General features: G+C 59.2%; 7 protein-coding genes and 1 pseudogene. 7 read left to right on the forward strand and 1 reads right to left on the reverse strand.

Features of this window, described 5'->3' with window-relative positions; translation table 11 throughout:
• The first annotated feature begins 311 nt into the window (after positions 1-311).
• The 7 genes and pseudogenes from JFT80_RS03370 (at position 312) to JFT80_RS03400 (ending at position 7304) form a co-directional block, all read left to right on the forward strand.
• Positions 312-1226 carry a glutamate/aspartate ABC transporter substrate-binding protein gene (locus JFT80_RS03370; protein ID WP_201146919.1) on the forward strand — a complete coding sequence of 305 codons (915 nt, stop codon included), beginning with the start codon at positions 312-314 and terminating at the stop codon, positions 1224-1226.
• A 192-nt stretch (positions 1227-1418) separates the two neighbouring features.
• Positions 1419-2165: an amino acid ABC transporter permease gene (locus tag JFT80_RS03375; protein ID WP_201146920.1), complete on the forward strand. Its 747-nt coding sequence runs from the start codon at positions 1419-1421 to the stop codon at positions 2163-2165.
• On the forward strand, positions 2165-2836 hold the full coding sequence (locus JFT80_RS03380) for an amino acid ABC transporter permease (RefSeq protein WP_201146921.1): 672 nt from the start codon (positions 2165-2167) through the stop codon (positions 2834-2836). The genes JFT80_RS03375 and JFT80_RS03380 overlap by 1 nt, the downstream gene beginning before the upstream one ends.
• The gene (locus JFT80_RS03385) at positions 2833-3567 is read left to right on the forward strand and encodes an amino acid ABC transporter ATP-binding protein (RefSeq protein WP_169842336.1); all 735 of its coding nucleotides are present in this window, start codon (positions 2833-2835) and stop codon (positions 3565-3567) included. Before JFT80_RS03380 ends, JFT80_RS03385 begins: the two co-directional genes overlap by 4 nt.
• Before the next feature lie 171 nt (positions 3568-3738).
• A pseudogene (locus JFT80_RS03390) lies at positions 3739-5641 on the forward strand (ATP-binding protein).
• Positions 5638-6966 carry a sigma-54 dependent transcriptional regulator gene (locus JFT80_RS03395; RefSeq protein ID WP_201146922.1) on the forward strand — a complete coding sequence of 443 codons (1329 nt, stop codon included), beginning with the start codon at positions 5638-5640 and terminating at the stop codon, positions 6964-6966. The pseudogene JFT80_RS03390 and the gene JFT80_RS03395 overlap by 4 nt, the downstream one beginning before the upstream one ends.
• A gap of 8 nt (positions 6967-6974) precedes the next feature.
• Positions 6975-7304: a GlpM family protein gene (locus JFT80_RS03400; RefSeq protein ID WP_163019478.1), complete on the forward strand. Its 330-nt coding sequence runs from the start codon at positions 6975-6977 to the stop codon at positions 7302-7304.
• 1 nt (position 7305) lies between these two features.
• Here JFT80_RS03400 and JFT80_RS23750 read toward each other — a convergent pair.
• A partial coding sequence (locus tag JFT80_RS23750; RefSeq protein ID WP_374091317.1) for a DsbA family protein occupies positions 7306-7462 on the reverse strand: 157 nt, incomplete at its 5' end.

The following is a 7462-nucleotide window of genomic DNA, read 5'->3' on the forward strand; positions in this document are numbered from 1 at the left end:
CTGCGCTGCACTCCAGGTCACTTGCGCAAGCCCGCTCCACAGCTAATCCCTGCATCGCATTCGGTTTTCCGAACGCGACTTCCCGGTCGATTCGGTAAACCGGATCAGTTATGCCCAAACAAACCATCACAAAACTTTAATAACGTTATAAATCATCGACTTAACTACATCAGACTGGTCTGGCACGACTCATGCTCTACACTCTCTCGACGAATGCCTGCTGTGCCAACACTTCAGGAGCCGTCAGGCATTCGAAGCACAAAAGGGCCGACGAACTGGCTCCATAAAAAAAACAATTCGAGGAAAATTTGATGCGCATCGTTCCCCATATCCTGGGCGCAGCCATTGCTGCCGCTCTGATCAGCACGCCAGTTTTCGCCGCCGAACTCACCGGCACCCTGAAGAAGATCAAAGAGTCGAACACCATCACTCTGGGTCATCGCGACGCCTCTATTCCTTTTTCCTACATCGCTGATGCGTCCGGCAAACCGGTCGGCTACTCCCACGACATCCAGCTGGCCATCGTCGAAGCGATCAAGAAAGACCTCGACCTGCCAAACCTGCAGGTCAAATACAACCTGGTAACCTCGCAAACCCGTATCCCGCTGGTGCAGAACGGCACCGTGGACGTCGAGTGCGGTTCCACCACCAACAACGTCGAGCGTCAGCAACAAGTTGACTTCTCCGTTGGCATCTTCGAAATCGGTACCCGTCTTCTGTCCAAGAAAGACTCCAAGTACAAGGATTTCGATGACCTGAAAGGCAAGAACGTCGTGACCACCGCCGGCACCACGTCCGAGCGCATCCTCAAGGCGATGAATGCCGACAAGCAGATGGGCATGAACGTCATTTCCGCCAAAGACCACGGTGAGTCCTTCCAGATGCTGGAATCGGGTCGTGCCGTTGCGTTCATGATGGACGACGCCCTGCTGGCTGGCGAAGCTGCCAAAGCCAAAAAGGCTGATGACTGGGCCGTGACCGGTACTCCTCAGTCCTATGAAATCTACGGCTGCATGGTGCGCAAAGGCGACGAGCCGTTCAAAAAGGCTGTCGATGACGCCATCGTGGCGACCTACAAGTCGGGCGCGATCAACAAGATCTACGAAAAATGGTTCATGCAGCCGATTCCGCCAAAAGGCCTGAACCTGAACTTCCCGATGAGCGACGAGCTCAAGAAGCTGATCGCCGAGCCGACCGACAAAGCGGCCGACGACAAGAAAGCCTGATTTCTGACTAACCTTATCTCCTGAAGGGGCGCCGCCCTTTCAGGAGCTTGTCACTCCCTGCTGGTACTTTTTGGAAACACTCGAAACGGTGGCTGTCGAGCCGATCGCGTGTGCCTGATCCTCAAGATCAGGTGGGAATGGATCTTCCCCAGGCGGGCACTTGTACATCGATCGAATCGAGGGGAGACCCTAATGAATTACAACTGGGACTGGGGCGTGTTCTTCAAGTCCACCGGCGTGGGCAGCGAGATCTATCTCGACTGGTACCTCACCGGTCTGGGCTGGACCATCGCCATCGCCATCGTGGCATGGATCATTGCCCTGACACTGGGCTCGATCCTGGGTGTCATGCGCACCGTACCGAACCGCTTCGTATCGGGCATCGCGACCTGCTACGTCGAACTTTTCCGTAACGTGCCACTGCTGGTGCAGCTGTTCATCTGGTACTTCCTGGTGCCGGACCTGCTGCCGCAGAACCTGCAGGACTGGTACAAGCAGGACCTCAACCCGACCACTTCGGCCTTCCTAAGCGTCGTGGTGTGCCTTGGCCTGTTCACCGCCGCACGGGTCTGCGAACAAGTGCGTACCGGCATCCAGGCATTGCCCCGTGGCCAGGAGGCCGCTGCTCGCGCCATGGGCTTCAAGTTGCCGCAGATCTACTGGAACGTGCTACTGCCCCAGGCCTACCGGATCATCATTCCGCCGCTTACCTCGGAATTTTTGAACGTGTTCAAAAACTCCTCCGTGGCCTCGCTGATCGGTCTGATGGAATTGCTTGCGCAAACCAAACAGACTGCCGAGTTCTCGGCCAACCTGTTCGAAGCCTTCACCCTGGCGACCCTGATCTACTTCACCCTGAACATGAGCCTGATGCTGCTGATGCGCGTGGTCGAGAAGAAAGTTTCCGTGCCCGGCCTGATCTCCGTGGGGGGTAAATAATGGAATTCGATTTCAGTGGCATCGTCCCGGCCATTCCCGGTTTGTGGAATGGCATGGTGATGACCCTCAAGCTGATGGCCATGGGCGTGGTCGGCGGGATTATTCTCGGCACCATTCTCGCGCTGTGTCGTCTGTCGCATAACAAACTGCTGTCCAGACTGGCCGGCGCGTACGTCAACTATTTCCGCTCGATCCCGTTGCTGCTGGTGATCACCTGGTTCTATCTGGCAGTACCGTTCGTGCTGCGCTGGATCACCGGCGAAGACACCCCGATTGGTGCGTTCACCTCGTGCATCGTGGCGTTCATGATGTTCGAAGCAGCGTATTTCTGCGAAATCGTCCGGGCTGGCGTGCAGTCGATTCCCAAGGGCCAGATGGGCGCAGCCCAAGCGCTGGGCATGAGCTACGGCCAGATGATGCGTCTGATCATCCTGCCGCAGGCGTTCCGCAAGATGACCCCGCTGTTGTTGCAGCAGAGCATCATTTTGTTCCAGGACACCTCGCTGGTTTATACCGTGGGCCTGGTCGACTTCCTCAACGCCTCGCGCGCCAGTGGCGACATCATTGGCCGCTCGAATGAGTTCCTGATCTTCGCAGGTCTCGTGTACTTCACAATCAGCTTTGCCGCCTCGCTGCTGGTCAAGCGTCTGCAAAAAAGGTTTGCCGTATGATCTCTATCAAGAACATCAACAAGTGGTATGGCGACTTCCAGGTACTGACTGATTGCAGCACCGAGGTCAAAAAAGGCGAAGTGATCGTGGTCTGCGGCCCGTCCGGTTCGGGCAAATCGACCCTGATCAAATGCGTCAACGCGCTGGAGCCGTTCCAGAAAGGCGACATCGTCGTCGACGGCACCTCGATTGCCGACCCGAAAACCAACCTGCCGAAACTGCGTTCGCGCGTCGGCATGGTGTTCCAGCATTTCGAGCTGTTCCCGCACCTGACCATCACCGAAAACCTGACCATCGCGCAGATCAAGGTGTTGGGCCGCAGCAAGGAAGAGGCGACCAAGAAAGGTCTGCAACTGCTTGAGCGCGTAGGCCTGTCGGCGCATGCCCACAAGCATCCGGGGCAACTGTCCGGTGGTCAGCAACAGCGTGTGGCGATTGCCCGTGCGCTGGCAATGGACCCGATCGTCATGCTGTTCGACGAACCGACTTCTGCGCTCGACCCCGAGATGGTCAACGAAGTGCTCGACGTGATGGTGCAACTGGCCCACGAAGGCATGACCATGATGTGCGTGACCCACGAAATGGGCTTTGCGCGCAAAGTGGCCGACCGGGTGATTTTCATGGACGCCGGCAAGATCATCGAAGACTGCCCGAAAGAGGAATTCTTCGGCGACATCAAAGCCCGCTCCGAACGCGCGCAGCACTTCCTCGAGAAAATCCTGCAGCACTAAAAGCCGCACGCCCTCTCCTGTAGGAGCGAGCTTGCTCGCGATGAACTCAAAGACCTCGCGTACATCCAGAATGAACGCGCCATCGTTGACGACCATCGCGAGCAAGCTCGCTCCTACAGGGGACGATGGCGGTTTCAAGATTTGTGTTGTGGTTGACCCAAGGCATCTGTGATGAAATGCGACCCCAATCTCTATCGCGCCGCGCCGCCATCACTTGCCGTGAAGCCCCGTCTGATTCGTCATTTGTTCCTGCCGCCGCTGATTATCATCCTGATGGTCGGATTGGGTTATGCCGGCTTCTTGATCAGTGAACACTTTGGCATTCGCAGCCTCAGTGAAAACGGCCAGCGCCAGCTTGAACTGAACGCCCGCGCGGTCGAAAGCGAGATCAGCAAATACACCTACCTGCCCAGCCTGCTGGAACTCGAAACGAGTGTGCCGCAGTTGCTGGCCGACCCGACCCCGGAGCACCGGCAGACGGTCAATGAATACCTCGAAGGCCTGAATCGGCGCAGCCGCAGCCGGGCCATCTATGTGATGGACACCACCGGCCGCGTCATGGCCACCAGCAACTGGCGCGATGTCGACAGTTACCTCGGTGAAGACCTGTCCTTTCGCGCCTATTTCCAGAACGCCGTGCGCGGTCAGCCGGGGCGCTTCTACGGAATTGGCAGCACCAACGGCGAACCGGGTTATTACCTGGCCCACGGCCTTGAGGAACAGGGCAAGATCATCGGCGTCGCGGTGGTCAAGGTGAGGCTGGAAGCCATGGAAGAACGCTGGCAGCGCGCTCGCCTGGAAGCCTTCGTCAGTGATGAAAACGGCATCATCATTCTGTCCAGCGACCCGGCACGGCGGCTCAAGTCGGTCATCCCGTTGAGCGACGAAACCAAAGAAAAACTCGCCCGCAGCCTGCAGTACTACTGGTTTCCGCTCAACGAACTGCAACCGCTGGCCCGCGAAACGTTGTCCGAAGGCGTGGAGAAACTGACGTTTCCGGCCAACAGCGAAGTGCAGTCGGACGAAGACGACATCAGCTATCTGGCGCAGACCCGGCCGCTGAGTGATACACCGTGGAATTTCACCCTGCTCACGCCCCTGCAGGACTTGCGCCGTGAAGCGATCAACCAGGGGATCCTGGTGGCTGTCGCGTTCGCCCTCGTGGCGTTCCTGCTGATAGCCTGGAACGAACGGCGCAAGGTCATCGCTACCCGCCTTGCCGCCCGGGAGGCCCTGCAGGAAGCGAACAATCAACTCGAGCGTCGGATTACCGAACGCACCAGTGACCTGCGTGCCAGCAATGAACGACTCAAGGGCCAGATCCGCGAACGGCGCCAGGCTGAAGAGACGTTGCGCAGGGCCCAGGATGAACTGGTACAGGCTGGCAAACTGGCGGCGATTGGCCAGATGTCCACCAGCATTGCTCACGAACTGAACCAGCCGCTCGCCGCCCTGCGGACCTTGTCCGGCAATACGGTGCGCTTTCTGGAGCGCGGTCAGCTCGACGTCGCCAGTACCAACCTCAAGACCATCAACGAGCTGATCGATCGCATGGGCCGGATCACCGCCAGCCTGCGTTCCTTCGCCCGTCGTGGTGACGACAAGGGCCAGGCGAGCCTCGGCAAGGCGAGTAGAGGCTGCGCTGCAACTGCTCGGTGCCCGTCTGGAAAGTGCGCACTTGCAGCTGCACCGCGAATTCGCCGATGTCCAGGTGCAGATCGACCAGACGCGCCTTGAGCAGATTCTGGTCAACCTGATCGGTAATGCCCTGGATGCCATGCAGGCCCAACCCCTGCCGCAACTGTGGCTGGAGGGTGAACCCCACGATGGCAAATATCGCCTGCGGGTGCGTGACAATGGCCATGGCATCGACGCCGAAGCGCGCAAACATCTGTTCGAACCCTTCTTCACCACCAAACCTGGCGAACAGGGCCTGGGCCTCGGCCTGACCCTGTCCGCCAGCCTGGCCGCCGCCACTGGCGGGCACCTGGGTGTCGAACACCCGGCCAGCGGTGGCACCACCTTCGTCCTCAGTTTACCGTTGGTAAGCCCTACTCCTGCCGAGCCAATATGAACCCCGACCTTAGTGTGCTGATCGTCGAAGACGACCCCCATGTGCTCCTCGGCTGCCAACAGGCGCTGACCCTTGAAGACATTCCCTGCGTCGGCGTCGGCAGTGCCGAGGAGGCGCTGGAGAAGGTCGGCGACAACTTTGCCGGCATCGTCATCAGTGACATTCGCCTGCCGGGCATCGATGGCCTGGAACTGCTGACGCGTCTCAAGCAACGCGATCGCAGCCTGCCGGTGGTGTTGATCACCGGCCACGGCGACATTTCCATGGCCGTAGGCGCGATGCAGAAAGGCGCCTACGACTTCATGGAAAAACCGTTCTCACCGGAACGTCTGGTCGATGTCGCACGGCGCGCGCTGGAGCAACGCAGCCTGGCTCGCGAAGTGTCGTCGTTGCGTCGGCAACTGGCCGAGCGTGATTCCCTTGAAGGACGCATCATCGGCCGTTCGCCGGCGATGCAGAACCTGCGCGAGCTGATCACCAACGTCGCCGACACTTCGGCTAACGTGTTGATAGAAGGTGAAACCGGCACCGGCAAAGAGCTGGTCGCGCGTTGCCTGCACGATTTCAGCCGGCGCCATGCCAGGCAGTTCGTCGCACTGAACTGCGGCGGTCTGCCGGAAAACCTTTTCGAAAGTGAAATTTTCGGCCACGAAGCCAACGCCTTTACCGGCGCTGGCAAACGCCGGATCGGCAAGATTGAACACGCCGACGGCGGCACGCTGTTCCTCGACGAAGTGGAAAGCATGCCGCTGCCCTTGCAGATCAAACTGCTGCGGGTTCTGCAGGAACGGACCCTGGAGCGCCTCGGTTCGAACCAGAGCGTGGCAGTGGACTGCCGGGTGATCGCCGCGACCAAATCCGACCTGGACGAATCGAGCAAAGCGGGTGAGTTCCGCAGCGACCTGTATTACCGACTCAATGTGGTCACACTGGAACTGCCACCGCTGCGAGAACGCCGCGAGGATATCCTGCAACTGTTCGAGCATTTCCTGCAGCAGTCCTCCCTGCGCTTCGACCGCGCGGTGCCGGACCTGGACAACCAGACCCTGTCGAACCTGATGAGCCATGACTGGCCGGGGAATGTGCGCGAATTGCGCAACGTCGCCGAGCGCTTCGCCCTCGGCCTGCCGGCCTTCAAGAAATCCGGCGCCAGCGGCGGCAATCAGGGCCTGGCGTTCGCCGAAGCGGTCGAAGCCTTCGAGCGCAATTTGCTGGTGGATGCGTTGCAGCGCAGCGGCGGCAATCTGACCCAGGCGAGCCAGGAACTTGGAATGGCCAAGACCACGCTCTTCGACAAAGTGAAAAAATACGGGTTGAGCCACTGATGGATCTGATTCTAAAAGCGAGCCTGGGCGCGGCGGTGGTGCTGATCCTCGCCGCGCTGGCCAGGACCAAAAACTATTACATCGCCGGGCTGGTACCCCTGTTCCCGACCTTTGCCCTGATCGCGCATTACATCGTCGGCAAAGGCCGATCGCTGGATGATCTGAAGACCACCATCGTGTTTGGCATGTGGTCGATCATCCCGTACTTCATCTACCTGGCCACGTTGTACGTGATGGTCGACAAGATGCGGCTGGAAGCCTCACTGGCGGTGGCAGCGGTGGCCTGGCTGATTGCGGCCACCGTGCTGGTCGGCGTGTGGGTGCGCTTTCAGACCTGAGCTACTGATGCACCGTGCCGCCCTTGGCTTCACTCATGATCTGCCGAATTGCACCCACGAACGTCTCCACAGGTTGTCCGCCGCTGATCGCGTATTGACCGTTGAAGACCACGGTCGGTACCGAACTCACTCCGCGGGACAACCAGAGCTGTTCTTCT

The sequence above is a fragment of the Pseudomonas sp. TH10 genome, assembly GCF_016651255.1.
Classification (GTDB): domain Bacteria; phylum Pseudomonadota; class Gammaproteobacteria; order Pseudomonadales; family Pseudomonadaceae; genus Aquipseudomonas.

Bases quoted from the DNA above. Each gene is read 5' to 3' on its own strand.
- JFT80_RS03370 (WP_201146919.1), top strand. From the start codon at position 312: ATGCGCATCGTTCCCCATATCCTGGGCGCAGCCATTGCTGCCGCTCTG.
- JFT80_RS03375 (WP_201146920.1), top strand. From the start codon at position 1,419: ATGAATTACAACTGGGACTGGGGCGTGTTCTTCAAGTCCACCGGCGTG.
- JFT80_RS03380 (WP_201146921.1), top strand. From the start codon at position 2,165: ATGGAATTCGATTTCAGTGGCATCGTCCCGGCCATTCCCGGTTTGTGG.
- JFT80_RS03385 (WP_169842336.1), top strand. From the start codon at position 2,833: ATGATCTCTATCAAGAACATCAACAAGTGGTATGGCGACTTCCAGGTA.
- JFT80_RS03395 (WP_201146922.1), top strand. From the start codon at position 5,638: ATGAACCCCGACCTTAGTGTGCTGATCGTCGAAGACGACCCCCATGTG.